This window comes from Streptomyces griseorubiginosus, from assembly GCF_001514195.1.
GTDB classification, from domain to species: domain Bacteria; phylum Actinomycetota; class Actinomycetes; order Streptomycetales; family Streptomycetaceae; genus Streptomyces; species Streptomyces griseorubiginosus.
Window position 1 is genome coordinate 337,800 of record NZ_KQ948737.1, and the last position, 22,416, is coordinate 360,215.

Below are 22,416 nucleotides of genomic sequence, written 5' to 3' on the forward strand. Positions count from 1 at the left end.
ACTCCGTTCCGCGGACCGCCCCCTCCGACCAGTGGCGAAAAGAGAAGCCGGACAAGCCGACGTTCGGACTTCGACTATTCTCGGATTCGTGTGGTTGACCGTAATGGGGCCCCTGCGGGCTTGGCATGACGACGAAGAACTCGACCTGGGGCCGGCCAAGCGGCAAGCCCTGCTCGCCCTGCTCCTGGTCCGGTCGGGTCAGCCGACGAGCCTGAGCACGATCATCGACGTCCTGTGGGGCGACGCACCACCGAGCAGCGCCGCGAACGTCGTCTACCGCCACGCCGCCGCCATCCGCAGACTGCTGGAGAGCCAGTTCGGCACCCGCTCGGGCGCGGGCGCCGACAGGTCGTCCGCGACCCGACTGGTACGCGTCTCGGGCGGTTACCGACTGGACGCCTTCCCCACCACCCTCGACCTGCTGAGGTTCCGCGAACTGCGCGAGGCGGCCGAGGAGACGGCCGGCCCCGGCGCGACGACCGAGCGCCTCCGGCTGCTCAGCCGCGCGTTAGGCCTGTCCCGGGGCCCTACGGCTGCCGGGATCCCGCCGCACATCGCGCAGCACCCGTACTTCGTGGCGGTCGACAGCGAGTACCTGGCCGCGGTGAAGGATGCCGCGGCCCTCGCCACCACCCTCGGCGAACAGGCGTCCATTCTCGACATCCTCCAGCCCGCCGCCGCACAGCATCCGCTCGACGAGGTGCTCCAGGCACACCTCGTGCAGAGCCTCGCCTCGACCGGCCGCCAGGCCGAGGCACTCCAGGCCTACCACCAGGTCCGCACCCGCCTGGACGAACAGCTCGGCATCGCCCCCGGACCCGAACTCCAGTCCGTCTACCAGGAGATACTGCGCCGGGACACGCCAGGAGCACTCCATCCCGCCGCCGCCCCGCCCAAGCCACCGCATCAGCACGCGGACCAACGGCCGCACCCCGTGCGACCCGCCCAACTCCCCCCGGATCTCACGGTTTTCGCGGGACGCACAGCCGAACTGGCCCGGCTGGACGAACTGTTCCCCGCCGACCTGGCCACCGAGACAGACACCGCACCCGACCGGGCACACCCCCGCCCTACCGTGGCGATCGGCGCCATCGTCGGCATGGCAGGGGTCGGCAAGACCACGCTCGCCGTGCACTGGGCCCACCGCGTGGCCCACCGGTTTCCCGACGGGCAGCTGTATCTCAACATGCGCGGCTTCGACCCAGGTGGCGCCCAGGTCACCCCCAGCGAGGCCCGACGGACCTTCCTCACCGCGCTCGGCGTCCCGGCCCGGGACATCCCGCCGGGCCAGGACGCCCAGCTCGGCCTGTACCGCAGCACCGCGGCCGGCCTCCGGCTGCTGATCGTGCTCGACAACGTTGCCGACTCCGACCACGTACGCCCGCTGCTGGCCGGCGCCCCAGGCACCCTCGTCCTCGTCACCAGCCGCGACCGGCTCAGCGGCCTCGTCGCCACCGACGGCGCCCACCCGCTGATGCTGACCGAGCTGAACCCGGACGAGGCCCGGCAGGCCCTCGTACGCCGCCTCGGCACCCGCAGGACCGACGCTGAACCCGCGGCCGTCGACGAGATCGCCGCGCACTGCGCCCGGCTGCCCCTCGCGCTGGCCATCGCCGGCGCCCAGGCCGCACTGTTCCCGGATCGCCGACTCACCTCCATAGCAAGCGAGTTCCGCGGGCGGCCCGCCGCCCTCGACGCGTTCACCGACACCGACCCCAACGCCGACATCCGCAGCGTCTTCTCCTGGTCCTACCGCAAGCTCGCCCCCGCCACGGCCAGGATGTTCCGGCTGCTGGCCCTCCACCCCGGGCCCGTCATCGCCGCGAGCACCGCCGCCAGCCTGGCCGGGACAGCCCTGGAACCGACCCGCGAGCTCCTCTCCGAGCTCGTCCGCGCCCATCTGCTGACCGAGCAGGCCCCGGACCTGTACGTACTGCACGACCTGCTCGGCGCGTACGCCCGGGAACTCCTGCGCACCACCGACCCCGACGACCGACGCGAGCTGTCCGTGCAGCGCATGCTGGACCACTACGTCCACACCGCTCTCGCGGCGGCGACACGGCTGGCCCCGCACCGGACCGAAGCATGGCCGCTGCCGCCCCTCCAGCCAGGCACGACCGTGCAGACGCCACCCGACCACGAGAGGGCCGCCGACTGGCTGGACCAGCAGCTGCTGCCCGTCCTGCTCCAGGTCGTAGACCAGGCCGCGACACACGGACTGCACGCCCACGTCTGCCAGTTGGGGCTGGCCCTGGAACGCCACCTGGACCGGCTCGCCCATTGGGAGCAGCAACTGGCACTCCAGCGGATCTGTCTGCTGAGCGCCGAGACACAGGGCGACCCGTCCGCCGCCGCACACGCCCACCGGGCACTGGGCTTCGCCCACGGGAGGCTCGGGCAGCACGACGAGGCACGCACCCATCTCCTGCGCGCGCTCGGCCTGTTCACCGCGGCGGACGACCCACGCGGCCAGGCCGCAACCCATCGCTCCCTCGCCTTCCGCGCCAACGCCGCCGGGCGACACGACCAGGCCCTCGACCACTACGACCGCGCACTCCCGCTGTACCGGCGCGCCGGGGACACCGTCGGCCAGGGCAGTGTGTTCAACGAGATCGGCTGGACCCTGATCCTCAAGAGCGACCACCGCGCGGCACTCGACCACTGCGCCCGCGCCATCGAACTGTGCAACAGCGCGGGCGACTTGAGCGGCGAGGCAGCCGCGCTGGACAGTCTCGGCTACGCCCACCACCACCTGGGCGAGTACGACCACGCGCTGAAGCACTACCAGCGGGCGCTGACCGTCTACCGCGAGCTGAAGGACCGCTACCTGGAGGCGGACGTCCTCGTCCACATCGGGCAGGCCCACTCCGCCCGCGGCGAGAGCGACCTGGCTGCAAGGTCGTGGGAACGCGCACTGCGCATCCTCGACACCCTGCGGCATCCCGACGCGAGCCTGGTGCGCCGCCAGCTCGACGAGGTGCGAGCGATCGCGTCGCGTCCCGCGCCGCACTGACCCACCGCGCAAGCCGTCCGCAAGGTCTTGCGCCAGCGGACCGCAAGCCGCCCCGCGAGCCCCCGGCAAGGACTGAAGCCCATGCTCACCGGAGCAGGGAACCCCGTGGCCAGGAGGGCGCAGTCGTGCAGGAAATCCAGGTGACCGAGGAGCTGGACCTCAGCTTCGTCCAGACGCCCCACGAAGTGCTGAAGCGGCTCCGCGAAGCCGGGCCCGCCGTGAAGGTGATGCTGCCGAACGGCTCACTGGTCTGGATCGTGACCCGCTACGAGGAGGTCAGGCAGGCGCTCAGCGAGACCCGGCTCAGCAAGTCCTTCAAGGGCCTCAACGAGCTGATGGCCCGGCACACCAAGGAGGGCATGGCGCCCAAGCAGTACGACGAGGCCCTCGTCGGCCACATGCTGGCCAGCGACCCGCCGGACCACACCCGGATGCGCAGGCTGGTCAACAAGGCCTTCACCCCGCGGCGGGTCGAGGGCATGCGCCCCATGCTGGAAGAGCTGACCAGCAGTCTGCTCGACGAGATGGACAAGCACGACGAGATCGACCTCCTGGAGGCGCTCGCCTTCCCCGTGCCGATGGAGCTGCTGTGCACCCTCCTCGGCGTCCCGCAGGCCGAGCGGCTCGCCTTCGGCCGGTACGCCAGCGTCGTCCTCGCCGACCTCGCCCCCGAGGGATACGAGGAGGCCACCACGGCGATGCGCGAGTACCTGGTGAAACTCATCCAGGTCAAGCGCGACAACCCCGGCGACGACTTGCTCAGCGCGCTGATCGCGGCCCGCGACGAGGACGACAAGCTCAGCGAGGGCGAACTGCTCGCCACCATCTACCTGATGTTCTCGGCGGGCACCGAGACCGCCGTCAACCTGATCGGCAACGGCGTGCTGGCCCTGCTGACACACCCCGAGCAGCTCGCCGCGCTGCGCGCGGACAAGTCGCTGCTGCCGCAGGCCGTCGAGGAGTTCCTGCGCTTCGACGGACCGGTCAACCTCGCCACCTTCCGGTTCACGGTGGAACCGGTGACGCTCGGCGATGTGACCATCCCGGTCGGCGAGGTGGTCATGGTGTCGCTGATGGCGGCGAACCGTGACCCGGAGCGGTTCGACAACCCCGAACTGCTCGACATCACACGGCCGATCGGCGGCCAGATGACCTTCGGGCACGGCATCCACTACTGCATGGGCGCACCGCTTGCCCGGCTGGAGGCCGAGATCGCCCTCGGTCAGCTCCTCGACCGCTTCCCCGACCTGACGCTCGCGGTCGACCCCGCCGAGTTGAAGTGGCGGCTGAGCACCGTCACCCACGGCCTGGACCGGCTGCCTGTGAGGCCGCACGGCGCCGCCTGACCGCGCACCAGTGCACGGCCCGGAGCGAGCTCCGACGAGGACCTCGCTCCGGCCGTGCGGTGCGGTGGCCCACAAACGCGATCCGCGAAGGGGAGGAGTGTCCGCTATGGCAGAGGTGACGGTGACGGACTCGACGACGGGCGCGTGCGGAGACGAGCCCATCGCGGTGACGGGCTCCATGACGGACACGGACGGCCCTGAGCCGATCGCGGTGACGGGCTCCATGACGGACACGGACGACCCTGAGCCGATCGCGGTGATCGGGATCGCCTGCCGGCTTCCTGGCGCCCCGGATCCGTCCGCCTTCTGGCAGCTCCTGCGCGAAGGCACGGACGCCATCGGCGTACCCGCCGCGGACCGCCACCCTGCGCAGGACGGAAACGAGCGCCCCGGCGGCTGGCTCGACCGTGTCGACGGCTTCGACGCGGCCTTCTTCGGTGTCTCCCCGCGCGAGGCACTGGCCATGGACCCCCAGCAGCGACTCGCCCTCGAACTGGGCTGGGAAGCACTGGAGGACGCCGGAATCGCCCCCGACTCGGTCGGAGGCACCCCCGCAGGCGTCTATGTCGGCGCGATCTCCGACGACTACGCGACCCTGCTGCGCCGTGGCGGCCCACAAGGCATCACCCGGCACATGTTCACCGGCACCCAGCGAGGCGTGATCGCCAACCGGCTCTCCTACTCGCTGGGGCTGCGGGGGCCGAGCATGACGGTGGACTGCGGCCAGTCCTCTTCACTGGTCGCAGTCCATCTGGCCGCCGAGAGCCTGCGCCGGGGCGAGTCGAACCTCGTGCTCGCAGGTGGCGTCCACCTCAATCTCGTCCCCGAGAGCACGGTCGCCGTCGAACGCTTCGGTGGCCTGTCCCCCGACGCCCGCTGCTTCACCTTCGACGCCCGCGCCAACGGTTTCGTCCGCGGTGAGGGCGGCGCCCTCGTCGTCCTCAAGCCCCTCACCCGGGCCCTTGCCGACGGCGACCGTGTGTACTGCGTCATCCACGGTTCTGCCGTCAACCACGACGGCGCGGGCGAAAGCCTTGCGGTCCCCAACGCCGAAGCGCAGCACGAGGTCATCGACGCGGCGCTCGCCGCCGCGGGCGTCCGCCCCGACGCCGTGCAGTACGTCGAACTGCACGGCACCGGCACACCGGTCGGCGACCCGATCGAGGCGGCGGCACTGGGCGCTGCGTTCGGCACCGGGCCCAACAGGCCGGTCCCCCTCGCGGTCGGCTCGGCCAAGACGAACGTGGGACATCTGGAGGGCGCTGCCGGCGTGGTCGGCCTCGTCAAGACCGCCCTGTCCCTGCACCACCGCGAACTCCCCGCGAGCCTCAACTTCGAGACCCCCAACCCGGCCATCCCTCTCGACGACCTCAACCTGCGGGTACAGACCGCGAGCGGGCCCTGGCCCCAGGACGACCGCCCGCTGCTCGCCGGCGTATCGGCGTTCGGCGTCGGCGGCACCAACGCCCACCTCGTCCTGGGCGAAGCCCCCACCCCCACCCTGACGACCGACATCGCGACCGCCCAGACGTCCGGGCCGGTGCCGCTGGTGGTGTCGGCGGGCAGTACGGCCGCGCTGGCCGCCTACGGAGCGCGGCTCGCCGAGCGTCTGGAAGCCGATGCCGAGCTCCACCTGACCGACATGGCCCATGCGCTGGTCACGACGCGGGCCTTGCTGCCCCACCGGGCAGTGGTGGTCGCCGAGGACCGGGACAGCGCGATCGACGGGCTGCAAGCGCTGGCCAAGGGGACCCCGCATCCGCAGGTGATCGCCGGAGCGGGGCCAGCGCCGGCGACCGGGCGTGGTCCGGTGTTCGTCTTCCCAGGTCAGGGCTCGCAGTGGGCCGGCATGGGCGCCGACCTCTACGCAGACAGTCCGGTCTTCCGCGACGCGCTGGACGCCTGCGCCGCCGCCCTCGACCCCCTCACCGGCTGGTCACTGATCGACACCCTCACCAGAGACGACGACACCTGGCTGAACCACGTCGAGATGGTCCAGCCCGCCCTCTTCGCCGTCATGACCAGCCTCGCCCGCCTCTGGATCTCCCACGACATCCAACCCGCCGCCGTCATCGGCCACTCCCAGGGTGAGATCGCCGCCGCGCACATCGCGGGCATCCTCACCCTCCAGGACGCCGCCCGCATCGTCACCGTCCGCTCCGCCGCCATGCGCCAACTGGCCGGACACGGCGTCATGGCCACCGTCAGCAAAGACGCCCCCTGGGTCCTCCAACACGCCGACGACCGGGTCACCATCGCCGCCCACAACTCCCCCACCACCACCGTCATCAGCACCACCCCCGACACCCTCGACCACCTCACCACCCAGTGGGCTTCCCAGGGCGTCCGAGTACGCCGGATCAACGTCGACTACGCCAGCCACTCCCCCCAAGTCGACGCCCACCAACACCACATCACCACCGCCCTCGCCGACATCCAGCCACACCAAGCGATCATCCCGATGGTCTCCACCGTGACCGGACAGCCGGTTGAGGGCACGGAACTGACCGCCGACTACTGGTACACCAACCTCCGCCACCCCGTCCGCTTCCACCAAGCACTCACCCACCTGATCAACGAGGGCCACCACACCACCATCGAAACCAGCCCCCACCCCGTCCTCACCCCCGCCATCGACGAAACAGCAGAAGCGACCGGGACAGCCGTCAACGCGCTGCACACGCTCCGCCGCAACACCTCGACGCCTTTCGCCACTGTGCTGGCCCACGCCCACACCACCGGCACCACCCCCAACTGGACGGCACTGTTCCCCACCCCCCAGCACCACACCCCACTCCCCACCTACCCCTTCCAACGCCGCAGCTACTGGCCGGAGTTCATCGAATCCGCGAGTCCCACCGCGCTGATCACCGAGAGCGAGGAGCAGGAGGAGGACGGCACGAGTTTTGCCCCGACCCCGCAGCTCTCGGAACTACTGAACGTCGTGCTGAATGAATGCGCCCGGGTGTTGGGACACTCATCCGCTTCCGAAGTCCCGGAACATCTGCCGTTCAAGGAGCTGGGCTTCGACTCCTTCGCGGGTGTGGAGCTGTGCAAGCGGCTCTCCGCTCTGCTCGGCCACCGGGTGCCGGTCAACGCCACCTACAACCACCCGAGTCCGGCCGACCTGGCCGCGTTCCTGCGGGACGAGTTGGCCGGGGTCTCGGGCGAAGGGGCACCGGTCACCGGTGCGGACCAGACCCCGGTGGACGACGATCCGATCGTCATCGTCGGCATGGCGTGCCGGTTCCCGGGCGGGGTCCGGACTCCGGACGACCTGTGGCACCTGCTGCTGGAGGAACGGGACGCGATCACGGAGTTCCCCGAGGACCGCGGCTGGAACATCGAGGAGTTGTACGACCCCGATCCGACCCACCCGGGCACCTCCTACGTACGCCGGGGCGGCTTCCTCGACGACATCGCCGGCTTCGACGCGTCGCTCTTCGGCATAGCGCCCCGCGAGGCGCTGGCGATGGACCCGCATCAGCGCCTTCTTCTGGAGACGTCCTGGGAGGCCTTCGAGCGGGCCGGCATCGACCCCGGCTCACTGCGCGGCAGCCGTACGGGGGTGTTCGTCGGGACCAACGAGCAGGACTACGCCACTTACACCGCGCCCCAACAGGCGCAGGGCAGCGAAGGGTTCCTGTTGACCGGGCACGCGGCGAGCGTGGCTTCCGGGCGGATCGCCTACGTGCTGGGTCTGGAGGGTCCGGCGCTGACGGTCGACACCGCCTGCTCGTCGTCCCTCGTCGCTCTGCACCTGGCGACGCAGTCCCTGCGCAACGGTGAATGCGATCTGGCCGTCGCCGGTGGCGCGAGCGTCATGTCGACGCCGGGGATGTTCCTCGAGTTCTCCCGTCAGGGCGGGCTGTCGCCCGACGGGCGCTGCAAGGCGTTCGACGAGAGCGCGGACGGCACCGGCTGGTCCGAGGGCGTCGGAACCCTGCTGATCGAGCGTCTCTCCGACGCGCGGCGCAACGGACACCCCGTGCTCGCCGTCGTCCGAGGTTCCGCGATCAACCAGGACGGTGCCTCCAACGGCCTCACCGCCCCCAACGGGCGTTCCCAGGCACGCCTCATCCGAACTGCCCTGGCCAACGCCGGTCTCACCCCCACCGACGTCGACAGCGTCGAGGCCCACGGCACCGGAACCCGGCTCGGCGACCCCATCGAAGCCCAGGCCCTCCTCACCACCTACGGTCAGCAGCGCGCGACCGAGGCCCCTTTGTGGCTCGGCTCCATCAAGTCGAACATCGGCCACACCCAGGCCGCCGCCGGCATCGCCGGGGTCATCAAGACGGTCCTCGCCCTGCAACATGGCGTGCTCCCGCGCACCTTGCACCTGACTGAAGCGACTTCCCACGTCGATTGGTCCTCGGGCGCGGTCCGGCTCCTCGCGGAGGCACGCAATTGGCCCGACACCGACCGGGTCCGACGGGCCGCCGTCTCGGCGTTCGGCATCAGCGGTACGAACGCTCACGTGATCCTTGAGCAGGCCCATGTGCCTGTACAGGCCGAGGAGTCCGTCCCGTCGGGTCGGCCGGTGCCGCTGGTCATTTCGGCGGGGAGCCCGGACGCGCTGGCGGCGGCGGGGGGCCGGCTGGCCCAGTGGCTGGATGACCGAACGGAGTTGCACCTCCCGCATGTTGCCCACGCGCTGGTCACTTCTCGGGCCTTGCTGCCGCACCGGGCAGTGGTGGTCGCCGAGGACCGGGACAGCGCGATCGACGGACTGCAAGCGCTGGCCAAGGACCGGCCCGCGCCGCACGTCATCCCCAGCACAGGACCTGTCACACCAGCCCGCCGTGGTCCGGTGTTCGTGTTCCCAGGTCAGGGCTCGCAGTGGGCCGGCATGGGCGCCGACCTCTACGCCACCAGCCCGGTCTTCCGTGACGCGCTGGACGCCTGCGCCGCCGCTCTCGACCCGCTCACAGGCTGGTCACTGATCGACACCCTCACCAGAGACGACGACACCTGGCTGAACCACGTCGAGATGGTCCAGCCCGCCCTCTTCGCCGTCATGACCAGCCTCGCCCGCCTCTGGATCGCCCACGACATCCAACCCACCGCCGTCATCGGCCACTCCCAAGGCGAAATAGCCGCCGCGCACATCGCCGGCATCCTCACCCTCCACGACGCCGCCCGCATCGTCACCGTCCGCTCCACCGCCATGCGCCAACTGGCCGGACACGGCGTCATGGCCACCGTCAGCCAAAGTGCTCAATGGGTGAGCGACCACATCGACGACCGGGTCACCATCGCCGCCCACAACTCCCCCACCACCACCGTCATCAGCACCACACCCGACACCCTCGACGAGCTCACCACCCAGTGGGCTTCCCAGGGCGTCCGAGTACGCCGGATCAACGTCGACTACGCCAGCCACTCCCCCCAAGTCGACGCCCACCAACACCACATCACCACCGCCCTCGCCGACATCCAGCCACACCCCGCCACCATCCCCATGATCTCCACCGTCACAGGACAGCCAGTCGAAGGCCCCGAACTCGACGCCGACTACTGGTACACCAACCTCCGCCACCCCGTCCGCTTCCACCAAGCACTCACCCACCTGATCAACGAAGGCCACCACACCACCATCGAGACCAGCCCCCACCCCGTCCTCACCCCCGCCATCGAAGAAACCTCCGAAGCCACAGGCACACCCCTCACCGCCCTCCACACCCTCCGCCGCAACACCACCGCCTCCTTCACCACCGCCCTCGCCCACGCCCACACCACCGGCACCACCCCCAACTGGACGGCACTGCTCCCCACCCCCCACCACCACACCCCACTCCCCACCTACCCCTTCCAACACGAGCACTACTGGCTGGACCGCCCCCAACTGGCCGCCGCCGTGCAACCCGGTGTCGATGTCGCTGGGCACCCTTTGCTCAGCGCGGCTGTCCGGCTCGCGGACGGCGGGGTCGTCCTCACCGGCGGGTTGGGGCCCGCTGCGCCCGAATGGGTCGCGGACCACGCCGTCATGGGGTCGGTCCTGTTGCCGGGTACGGCTTTCGTCGAGCTGGCGGTGCGCGCCGGTGACGAGGTCGGGTGCGGCACTCTTGAGGAACTCACACTGCGGGCGCCCCTCGCGCTGCTCGCTCCGGTGGCCGTCCAGGTGGTGGTGGAGGAGCCGGACGACTCGGGCCGCAGGCGGGTCACGGTTCATTCCCGCCCCGCGTCCGCCTCAGGCCCGGGCGACGACTCCTGGACTCTGCACGCCGAAGGTCTGCTGGCGATCGGCGACGGCCAACCGAGCACAGATGACGCCGACTTCGCCGTCTGGCCCCCCGTAGGGGCTCAACCAGTCTCCGTTGCCGGGCTCTACGACGGACTCGCCGCCCAGGGCTACGACTACGGCCCCGCCTTCCGCGGAGTACGCACCCTCTGGCGCCGGAGCGACGACGAGGTGTTCGCCGAAGTCCGACTCCCCGATGAGCTGGGCGCGGATGCGCAGGAGTTCGTCCTCCACCCCGCCCTGCTCGACGCAACGCTGCACGCGGTCGCGGGGGCCGGGCTGCTGCCGGCGTCCGACGGCATCCGCCTGCCGTTCGCCTGGTCCGGCGTGCGCGTCCACGCGGCCGGCGCGAGCACGCTGCGGGTCCGACTGCGTCGTGCGGGTGCGGATGCCGTGTCGTTGACGGCCGCTGACGAGTCCGGCGCGACGGTCGTGTCCCTTGATGCGCTCACGCTGCTGCCCATCGCCCCCGAACAGCTGCGCGCCGCCTCCCGGGACGCACGCCCTGACGCCCTGCTGGCTCTGCACTGGGAGGAGGTGGCCGCACCGGGCGGACCCTCGGGTGTGTCCGTGCCGGAACACTGGGCCGCCGTCATGTCCCGGTCCGAAGAGATCGACGAGGTGTGCGGTGCCGTACCGCCCGAGGAACCGTCCGCCGTGCTCTTCGACACCTCCGCACGTCCCGGCTCCCCGTACGAGCCCAAGGACGCCGTGCAGGGCGCCCTTCACGTCGTACAGCGTTTCGTGACCGACCCCGCGCTGCGGAACTGTGTTCTTGTCGTGCGCACACGCGGGGCAGTCGTGGCGCTGGCGGAGGACCGGATCACGGCTCCCGCGGACGCGGCGGTGTGGGGGGTGGTGCGTTCGGCGCAGAGTGAGCATCCGGGGCGGTTCGTTCTGGTCGACGGGGTCGCCGGCGCGGAGGCGCCGAAATCACCCGGACTCGTGCTGGCGACCGGCGAGTCGCAACTCGCCTTGCGGAACGGGTCGTTCTTCGCTCCGCGGCTCGACCGTCATCGGCCGGAGGACGGGTCCCCCACTGTCTTCGACGCCGATCGCACGGTGTTGATCACCGGTGGGACGGGGGCCCTGGGCGGTCTCGTGGCACGGCACCTGGTCGCCTCGCACGGTGTACGGCGGCTGCTGTTGCTCAGCCGGTCGGGGCCGGGGGCAGCCGAAGTGGCTGAGCTGGTGGCGGACTTGACCGGCGCGGGTGCCGTGGTGGACGTACGCGCCTGTGATGTCGGTGATCGTGCAGCGCTGGCCAGGGTGATCGCCGAGGTGCAGGAGTCGGGACATCCGCTCGGTGCCGTGGTGCACGCGGCCGGTGTGCTCGCGGACGGCACGGTCGCGGGGTTGACCGAGCAGGCCGTGGACGCGGTGTTGCGTCCGAAGGCCGAAGCAGCCCTGCATTTGCATGAGTTGACGGCCGATCTCGACCTGTCGGCGTTCGTGTTGTTCTCGTCGGTCGCGGGGGTGCTGGGGAACGCGGGGCAGGCCAATTACGCGGCGGCCAACGCCTACCTGGACGCGCTGGCCGAGGTGCGCGCCGGACTCGGGCTGCCCGCGCTGTCGCTCGCGTGGGGGCTGTGGGAGCAGCCGAGCGGGATGACGGCCGAACTGAGCGGGCAGGATCTGGCGCGGATGCGGCGGAGCGGGCTGTTGCCCCTGTCGGCCGAGGAGGGGCTGGCGCTGCTCGACGCGGCACTGGCCGGCTCGCCCGGTGCGGCGGTGCTGGTGCCGGCACGGGTCGATGCCGCGACCCTGGTCCGGGCCGGGCGGGCGGTTCCGGCGCTGCTGTCGCGGCTGGCGCCGCGGGTCGGCCGCAGGACGGTCGCGCGGGCGGTCGAGGCGGGCTCCGGTGCGCTGTCGGCGTTCGAGGAGCGGTTGGCGGGGCTGTCCCGGGACGAGCGTGAGCGGCTTCTGCTGTCCGTGGTCCGGGACGAGACCGCCCTGGTGCTGGGGCATGCGCAGGGTGCGGTGCTCGATGTGGCGGGCGAGTTCCGGGAGTTGGGTGTCGACTCCCTCATGGCGGTGGAGGTGCGCAACCGGCTGGCTGCGGTCACCGGGCTCACGCTGCCGTCCACGGTCGTGTTCGACCACCCGACGCCGCAGGCGCTGGCCCGACTGCTGCACGAACGGCTCACCGGCGCGCTGCCCGAGGCCGGGCAGGTCGTCGTGGAGCGGCCTGCGGATGACGATCCCGTCGCCGTGGTCGGTATGGCCTGCCGCTATCCCGGCGGGGTCGAAGGTCCCCTCGATCTGTGGCAGTTGGTGCTCGACGAGCGAGACGCGGTCGGGGAGTTCCCGGCCGACCGCGGGTGGGATGTGGACGCACTGTTCGCTGCCGGCAGCGGTGCTGGAGGCACCAGCGCGACCCGGCACGGGGGTTTCCTGGACGATGCCGCAGGATTCGATCCCTCCCTGTTCGGGATCTCACCGCGCGAGGCGCTCGCCATGGACCCGCAGCAGCGGCTGCTGCTCGAAGTGTCGTGGGAGGCCCTGGAGAACGCGGGCATCCCGGCGGACGCGGTGCGGGGCTCCCGTACCGGGGTGTTCGCCGGGTTGATGTACCACGACTACGGCACAGGGCTCACGCAGGTGCCAGAGGGTGTCGAGGGGTATCTGCTGACGGGGGGTGCGGGCAGTGTGGCCTCGGGGCGGATCGCCTACGCCCTGGGGCTGGAGGGTCCAGCGCTGACGGTCGACACCGCCTGCTCGTCCTCGCTCGTGGCGCTCCATCTGGCCGTCCAGTCGCTGCGGCAGGGCGAGTCGGATCTCGCGCTCGCGGGCGGGGTGACGGTGATGGTGACACCGGACACCTTCACGGAGTTCTCCCGGCAAGGCGGACTGTCGGGAGACGGGCGCTGCAAGTCGTTCGCCGAAGGTGCCGACGGGACCGGTTGGTCCGAGGGCGTGGGCATGCTGCTGGTGGAGCGGCTGTCCGACGCGCGGCGCAACGGACATCGGGTCCTCGCCGTCGTGCGCGGTACGGCCGTCAACCAGGACGGTGCCTCGAACGGGCTGACCGCGCCCAACGGCCAGGCCCAGCAGCGGGTGATCCGCCAGGCCCTCGCCGACGCGGGGCTGTCACCGGACGACGTGGACGCGGTCGAGGGGCATGGGACCGGCACCGTGCTGGGCGATCCCATCGAAGCGCAGGCGCTCCTGGCCACGTACGGTCAGGGACGTCCGGCGGACAGGCCGCTGTGGCTCGGGTCCGTCAAGTCGAACATCGGGCACACGCAGGCCGCCGCCGGCGTCGCCGGCATCATCAAGATGATCATGGCGATGCGGTCGGGAGTCCTTCCGCGCAGCCTGCACAGCGCCACCCCCTCGTCCCATGTCGACTGGGCGTCCGGGGGCGTCGAGTTGCTGTCCGGGGCGCGCGAGTGGCCGGACGGGGACCGGGTGCGGCGGGTCGGCGTGTCGTCGTTCGGGATCAGCGGGACGAACGCCCACATCGTCCTGGAGCAGGCCCCGGCCGGCGACGAGCCGTCCGAGCGGGGTCCCGCACCGGCGGTCGTACCCCTGCTGCTGTCCGCCGCCGGCGACGAGGCGCTGCGCGCCCAGGCGACGCGACTCGCGGGCGTCCTGGAGGAGGCGGGCGATTCCGCCGCCGCGTTGGTGGATGTGGGATGGTCGCTGGCCGAGGGACGGGCCGCGCTGCCCCGGCGGGCGGCCGTGATCGCCCCCGGGCCCGAGGAGGCGATCGAGCGGCTGCGGGCGCTGGCCGAGGGACGCGCGTCCGCCGGAGTGCTGACCGGGCGGGCCGAGCCGGACGGGCGGCTCGCCGTGGTCTTCAGTGGACAGGGCAGTCAACGGCTCGACATGGGACGTGAACTGCACGCCGCACAACCGGTGTTCGCGGCAGCCTTCGATGAAATCTGCGCCCACTTCGCACCGCACCTGCCCCTTCCCTTGCGGGAGGTCGTGTTCGGCGAATCCGCCGAGTTGCTGAACCGGACCGGATACGCGCAGGCCGCCCTGTTCGCGGTCGAGGTGGCCCTGTACCGGCTCGTGGAGCACTGGGGTCTCCGGCCCGGTCTGCTGATCGGGCATTCGATCGGGGAGTTCGCCGCCGCCTACGTGGCCGGCGTGTGGACGCTGCCCGATGCCTGCGCCCTCGTCGCCGCGCGGGGCACGCTGATGCAGGGCGTGACGGCGGACGGCGCCATGGCCGCCCTCGCCGTCACTCCCGAGGAGGTCGGGCCCGTGCTCGCCCCGTACGGCGACCGGGTCGGTGTCGCGGCCGTCAACGGGCCCGCCTCGGTGGTCGTCTCGGGCGACCGGGACGCCGTGGAGGAGGTGACCGCGCGGTTCGAGGCGGCCGGGCGGCGGGTGCAGCGGCTCCGCGTCAGTCATGCCTTCCACTCCGCACACATGGACACGATGCTGGACGCCTTCGCCGAGGTCCTGGCCGGTGTGCCCTTCCGGCCACCGACGCTGCCCGTGGTGTCCAACGTGACCGGCTCGCTGGCCGACCCGGAGGAACTGTGCTCCCCGGCGTACTGGGTGCGCCACGCGCGGGACGCGGTGCGGTTCGCCGACGGTGTCACCACCCTGCACGGCGAGTCCGTCACCGCGTATCTCGAACTCGGGCCCGCGGGTGTGCTCACCGGAGCGGTCCGCGACAGCCTGCCGGAGGAAGCGCAGCCGGTGATCGTCTCCGCCCTGTGGCGCGACCGGTCGGAGGTGGCGACCTTCGCGGAGGCGATGGCGGGCCTGCACCTGTCCGGTCTGTCCGTCGACTGGTCGGCCGCGTTCGCGCGCACCGGTGCCCGCATGGTCGACCTGCCCAACTATCCCTTCCAGCACAGCCGCTTCTGGCTCCAGGCAGCCGAGCGGAGCACCCGACCCGCCCTGGAGCGCCTTGCCGGGCTTCAGCCCGACGAGCTGGCACGGACGTTGAACGTCGACGAGATTCACGCGCGGGCGCTCGTCCCGGCGCTCACGGACTGGTTGCGGGCCCAGGAGCAGCCGCAGCGCCGGGAGTTGTCCGACCGTCAGGTGACCTGGGTGCCGGCGAAAACCCTCAGCGGCAGCCGGCGGCTCGACGGACGCTGGCAGGTCGTCGTTCCTGCGGGTGCCGACCCCCTCGACACGCGGGTGATGGCGCTGGCCAGGGCGCTGGAGCGGGCCGGTGCCGAGGTCGTCATGGGTGATGTCACGCTGGTCGAAGCGGAGTTGACGGGGTTGGTGGCCGTGACCGCGCTCGCCGACGACCCGGGCCTGTTCGCCGTGGAGGTCGTCCGGCAGGCGCCGGGCGGCGCCGGGCTGTGGTTCGTGACCCACGGCGCCGTCGCCACCGGCAGCGGTGACCCCGTGCTGGACCCCAGGCAGGCGGCGGTGTGGGGGTTCGGTCAGGCGATGTCGCTCGAACTACCCGAACTGTGGGGCGGGTTGATGGATCTGGGCGGCTTCGACGGCGACATGGACGTGCTGGGTGCGGTGCTGAGTGGTGCAAGCGGCGAGGACCAGGTCGCTGTGCGCAACGGGCGGGTGCTCGGGCGGCGCGTGGTGGCGCTGCCCACCAGCCGCGGAGGCGATCGGCCGTGGCGGCCCTCCGGGACCGTCCTCGTCACCGGCGGGACCGGAGCGCTGGGCGCGCGGGTCGCCGACTGGCTCGTCGACGGCGGTGCCGAGCACGTCGTCCTCACGAGCCGGCGCGGTGAACAGGCGCCGGGCGCGCACGAGTTGGCCGACCGGCTGCGTGAGCGCGGGGCGTGGGTGTCCGTCGAGGCGTGCGACGCGGGTGACCGGAGCGCTCTGTCCGACGTGCTCGGGCGTCATCGGCCCCGGGCCGTGTTCCATGCGGCCGGGGTGTTCGAGGCCGGCGGGATAGCGGACCTGTCGGCCGACTCCTGGGCGGCGGTGCTGTCCGCCAAGGCGGACGGGGCGCTGCATCTGGACGAGCTGAGCAGGGAGCTGGACCTGGACCTGGACGCGTTCGTGCTGTTCTCGTCCATCGCCGGCGTGTGGGGCGGCATCGGGCAGGGTGCCTACGCCGCCGCGAACGCCGTGCTCGACGCGCTCGCCCAGCGGCGGCGTGCGGACGGCCTGGCCGGGACCTCCGTCGCCTGGGGGCCGTGGGCGGGCGAGGGAATGGCCGCGGACGGCGAGATCGGCGCGGGACTGCGGCGCAGCGGTCTCGTCCCGATGCAGCCGCGGGACGCTCTCGCCGCGCTGCAAGACGTCCTGGACCAGGACGAGACGTGCCGCGTCGTCGTCGACGCGGACTGGGACCGGCTGCTCGCGGCGTTCGAGGCCGCGCGGCCGGGACCGCTGTTCGCCCTGCTGCCCCACGGCACCCGACCGGAAGTCGGTACGGAGGCGGAGGAGGCGGGCGCCGCCTATGCCCGGCACATCCGCGCACTGCCGCCCTCCGAGCAGGACCGGACGGTGTCCACGCTGGTACGGGACGTGGTCGCGGCGGCGCTCGGGCACGCCTCCTCCGACGCACTCGACATGACGCAGACGTTCAAAACCCTGGGCCTGGACTCGATGACCGCCGTGGAGGTCCGCAACCGGCTCACGGCGGCGACCGGGCTGACGCTGCCCACCACCGTGGTGTTCGACCGTCCCACGCCCCGGGACCTGGCCAAGGAGGTACGCGACCGGCTCGTCGGCACCGCTTCGAGCACCGCGCCCGTGCCGACGGACCGCCCGACGGTGGACGAACCGGTGGCGATCATCGGCATGGCCTGCCGCTACCCCGGCGGTGCGAACACCCCGGAGGACCTGTGGCGCCTGGTCGCCGAGGAGCGGGACGCGGTCTGCGACTTCCCCGAGGACCGCGGCTGGGACCTCGCCACGCTCTACGACCCCGACCCGGCCGCCACCGGGACGTCGTACTCCCGCGAGGGCGGCTTCCTCGACGACATCGCGGGCTTCGACGCGGGGCTGTTCGGGATCTCGCCGCGCGAGGCCCTCGCCATGGACCCGCACCAGCGGTTGCTGCTGGAGACCTCGTGGGAGGCGTTCGAACGGGCCGGTATCCCGCCGACCTCGCTGCGCGGCAGCAGCACCGGAGTGTTCATCGGCGCGGGTGAGCAGGACTACGCGGGCGGTGTGACCGACGCGCCGGACGGGGTCGCCCACCATCTCCTGCTCGGGCACACGGCGAGCGTCCTCTCCGGTCGCCTCGCCTATGTGTTCGGGCTCGAAGGGCCCACCCTGACGCTGGACACGGCGTGCTCGGCCGGGCTGGTGGCCCTGCACCTGGCGGTGCGGGCGCTGCGCTCGGGCGAGTGCGATCTCGCCGTGGCGGGCGGGGCGACGGTGATGTCGACGCCCGGCGGCTTCGTCGAGTTCAGCCGGCAACAGGTGCTCGGCCGGACCGGGCGGTGCCGTTCGTACTCGGACGACGCGGACGGCTCGGCGTTCTCCGAGGGCATCGGCACCCTGGTGGTGGAGCGGCTGTCCGACGCGCGGCGCAACGGGCACCGCGTGCTGGCCGTGATCCGGGGTTCCGCGATCAACCAGGACGGCGCCTCGAACGGGCTCAGCGCCCCGAACGGGCAGTCCCAGCAACGGGTGATCCGGCAGGCCCTCGCCGACGCGGGACTGGCCCCCGGGGACGTGGACGCCGTGGAGGGACACGGGACCGGGACCCCGCTGGGTGACCCCATCGAGGCCGAGGCTCTGCTGGCCACCTACGGTCAGGACCGGCCCGGCGAACGGCCGTTGTGGCTCGGGTCCGTCAAGTCGAACATCGGGCACACCCAGGCCGCCGCGGGCATCGCCGGGGTCATCAAGATGGCCCAGGCTCTACGGCACGGTGTGCTTCCGCGCACCCTCCATCTCGACTCCCCGTCCTCGCACGTGAACTGGGCCTCCGGCGGGGTGGAGCTGCTGGACCGGGCGCGTGAGTGGCCGTCCGTGGAACGGGCGCGCCGTGCGGCCGTCTCGGCCTTCGGGATCAGCGGTACGAACGCGCACGTCATCCTCGAACAGCCCGAACCGGAGACCTCCGAGCCGTCCACCGCGGAGGTGGTCGGACCGGTGGTCCTGCCGCTGTCCGCGCACAGCGGGGCCGGCCTGCGCGGCCAGGCGCAGCGCCTGCGGGAGCTGCTGGACGCCGCACCGGATCTCGAACTCGCTGTCCTCGGGCGGGCTTTGGCCGAGCACCGGGTGACAGACCTGGAGCACCGGGCGGCCGTGGTCGCCGAGGACCGGGAGACGGTCCTCGCCGCGCTCGGCGCCCTGGCCGAGGACGGGACGCATCCCCAGCTGACCACGGGTTCCGGCGCTCCGGGCGCCGACCCCGTGCTGGTCTTCCCGGGGCAGGGATCGCAGTGGCCCGGCATGGCACTCCAACTGCTCGACTCCTCACCGCGGTTCCGGGACGCGCTCGCCGAATGCGACGCGGCGCTGGGCGAATTCGTCGACTGGTCCGTGCTCGACGTGCTGCACGAACGGCCGGGCGCCCCGTCGATGGGGCAGCTGGACGTGGTGCAGCCGCTGCTGTTCGCGGTGATGGTGGCGCTGGCCAGGACCTGGCAGGCGGCCGGGATCACCCCGGCAGCCGTGGTGGGGCACTCGCAGGGCGAGGTGGCCGCGGCCTGCGTGGCGGGCGCGCTGTCGCTGTCGGACGCGGCCCGGATCATCTGCCTGCGCAGCCGGGCCATGCAGGAGAAGCTGTCCGGACTCGGCGCCATGGCCTCGGTGGCACAACCCCAGGCGTGGGTCGCCGAACGGCTGGAGCGCTGGGGCGGCCGCCTCAGTGTGGCCGCGGTCAACGGCCCCACCTCGGTGGTGGTGTCGGGCGAGGCGGCGGCGGTGGACGAGTTCCTCGCGGACGCCGAAGAGGCGGGCGTACGGGCACGGCGGGTGAAGGGGGCCATCGCCGCCGGTCACTCCGCGCAGGTGGAGCTGGTGGAGGACCGGGTCCGGGCCGAACTGGCGCCCGTGTCGCCCCGGACGGGCGAGGTGCCGATCGTCTCCACCGTCACGGGCGAGGCGTGCGACGGGTCCGGGATGGACGCGGACTACTGGTACCGCAACATGCGGGAGCCGGTGCGGTTCGACGCCGCTGTACGGGAGTTGCTGACGCGCGGACATCGGGTGTTCATCGAGGTCAGTCCGCATCCGGTACTGCTGACCGGGCTCCAGGAGACCGTGGAGGACGCGGGCACCTCGGCGTCCGTGCTGGGCACGCTGCGCCGGGACGAGGGTGGCGCCGACCGGTTCAACGCCTCGCTGGCAGCGGCCTACGTCGCCGGTGTGGACGTGCCCTGGCGGGAGAACCTGTACGCGCGGACGCCGGACACCTTCGTCGACCTGCCCACGTATGCCTTCCAGCACCGGCGTTACTGGCTTGACGCGCCACGCCAGTCGGCGTACTTCGCCACCCCGGCGGGCGGCACCATGCAGCCGGAGGCCCCGGCCGACGAGGCGCAGCGACGCTTCTGGGCGGCCGTCGAGAGCGGGGATCTCGACACCCTTGCAGGGGAACTACCGCTGGTCAACGGACAGTTGGCGTCACTGCGCGAGGTACTGCCGGCGCTCGCCGACTGGCGGACGCGCTCGCGGGAGGACGCGGCCGTCGACCGCTGGCGGCACCGGGTGGTCTGGGAGCGGATCGGGACACCTGCCCGTCCCGCGCTCTCCGGGCGCTGGCTGGTGCTGGTGCCCGATGACGCGGGGGCACGGGCGGTGGCGGATCCGGTGGAGAGCGCGCTGCGGGCGCACGGGGCCGAGGTCACCCGGGTCGGTTTCGCGGCCGACGCCGAACGGGGTGAACTCGCCGAGACGCTGCTCGCCCTGCGCGCGGGCGACGCCGAGCGGGAGCCTGTCGCCCTCGGCACAGGCAGCGGTGAGCCGGAGCCTGTCGGCCTGCGCGTGGGCAACGCCGAGCCGGAGCCGGTCGGCGTGCTGGCACTGACCGGGCTGCTGAGCGGTGCGCACGCCGAGCACGAGGCCGTACCGCGCGGACTCGCGGCGACCCTGTCAGTGGTGCAGGCGCTCATGGACACGGACTTCGCCGGTGACGCCCCGCTGTGGGTGCTCACCCGCGGTGCGGTCGCCGCGGATCCGGGCGACCTCGTGCAGGCACCCGAGCACGCCATGGTGTGGGGCCTCGGTGCGACGATGCGGCAGGAGCACCCCGAGCGCTGGGGCGGCGTCGTCGACCTGCCCGACGGCGCCGACGACCCACTCGACCCCCGGGTGTTGACACGGCTGGTCGGAATCGTCTCCGGGGCCACGGACGAGGACGAGGTCGCGGTGCGCACGTCGGGGGCCCTGACCCGGCGGCTCGTGCCGGCGCCCGGGGACACCGCGGCGACCGGACTCGACCTCGCCGCACAGCAGTCGGACGAAGGCACCGAGGCCGGGGAGTGGAAGCCCACCGGCACCGTACTCATCACCGGCGGAACCGGCGCCCTCGGCGGACAGGTGGCCCGGCATCTCGCGGAACTCGGCGCGCCGCATCTCCTCCTCGTCGGACGGCGGGGCCCCGATGCCCCGGGGGCCGCCGAACTGGCCGCCCACATAAGCGAGTCGGGGACGAAGGTCACGGTCGTGGCCTGCGACCTGGGCGACCGCCATGCGCTCGCACAGCTGCTGGCCGAAATCCCGCCGGAATACCCGCTCACAGCCGTCGTGCACACGGCGGCCGCGGTCGACGACGCGTTGCTGGACTCCCTCACCGTCCCCCAGCTGGACCGTGCACTGCGGGTCAAGGCACTCGCCGCGCGCAACCTGGACGAACTCACGCGGGACCTCCCACTGGAACTGTTCGTCCTGTTCTCCTCGTTCGCCGGCGTCACAGCGGACGCGGGGCAGGGCGGCTACGCGCCGGGCAACGCGTTCCTCGACGCGCTCGCCCTGAACCGCCGGGCTCTGGGTCTGCCCGCCCTGTCCGTCGGATGGGGGCACTGGGCGGGCGGCAGCGGCCTGGAGGGCGGCGAGGTCATCGCCAACCGGCTGCATCGGTTCGCGATGGAGTCCATGGCGCCGGAGAGGGCGGTGCGCGCACTGGACCGGGCACTGCGCCTCGACGGCGGACACGGGCACGTCGTCGTCGCCGACATCGACTTCGCGCGTCTGGCACCCGGGTCGATCGGGGCACGGCCGACCCGGCTGTTCCTCGAACAGCCCGGCTACCGGGATGCGTTGGAGACCGCTGCCGCAAGGGATGCGTCCGACGGTGCCGGCCCGGCCGGTGGCGACGACACGGTGGCGCGCTGGCGTACGGAGGCGGTCGCGGCCACCGGTGCCGAACGGGTCGCTCTCGTACGGGACTTGGTGCTCCGCCACCTCGCGTCCGTCCTGGGCCACGCGAACCCGGAGGACCTCTCCGCGACCCGGCTCTTCCGGGACCTGGGGATCGACTCGCTCACCGCGGTCGAGTTCCGCAACCGGCTGGGCGCGGCCACCGGGCTGCGGCTGCCGGTCGGGGTGGTGTTCGACCATCCGACACCGGAAGCCCTGGCCGCCTTTGTCGGCGCGGAGCTCGCGACGGAGGCACCCGACCCGACCGGCCCCGCCCCATCACATGCCGACGAAGCGGGCTCCGTCGAGGAGGCGCTCGACCGTCTCGAAGCCGCACTCGACCGTGTCGACCGTGTCGACCGTGTCGACCGGGGCGGCCTTCCCACCTCCGCGACAGTCGCGAACCGGCTGCGGGACCTGCTCGCCCGGTTGCCGCAGGAGTCTCCGGCCGGTCCCGCTCCTTCGACGGATGCGGGCGGACTGGAAGCCGCGACGACGGCGGAGGAGGTCCTGGACTTCATCCAGGAACGCTTCGGCACCTGAGTCACCCGGCCGCCCTGCCCCAGCCCCAGCCCCACCGCACCTCAGGAGATGTT

The 22,416-nt window shown here is 72.2% G+C and carries 3 protein-coding genes; all 3 read left to right on the plus strand.

Annotated elements, in window-relative coordinates:
* Positions 1-88 precede the first annotated feature (88 nt).
* The 3 genes from AQJ54_RS20010 to AQJ54_RS46395 all read left to right on the plus strand — a co-directional run bounded on the left by AQJ54_RS20010 (position 89) and on the right by AQJ54_RS46395 (position 22,363).
* Complete coding sequence (locus AQJ54_RS20010; RefSeq protein ID WP_282959635.1) at positions 89-3,013, plus strand: AfsR/SARP family transcriptional regulator; 2,925 nt, start codon at positions 89-91, stop codon at positions 3,011-3,013.
* A 125-nt stretch (positions 3,014-3,138) separates the two neighbouring features.
* Positions 3,139-4,359 carry a cytochrome P450 family protein gene (locus AQJ54_RS20015; RefSeq protein ID WP_062019700.1) on the plus strand — a complete coding sequence of 407 codons (1,221 nt, stop codon included), beginning with the start codon at positions 3,139-3,141 and terminating at the stop codon, positions 4,357-4,359.
* A gap of 223 nt (positions 4,360-4,582) precedes the next feature.
* Positions 4,583-22,363, plus strand: coding sequence for a type I polyketide synthase (locus AQJ54_RS46395; RefSeq protein WP_428843804.1), 17,781 nt, complete (start codon positions 4,583-4,585; stop codon positions 22,361-22,363).
* Positions 22,364-22,416 lie beyond the last annotated feature (53 nt).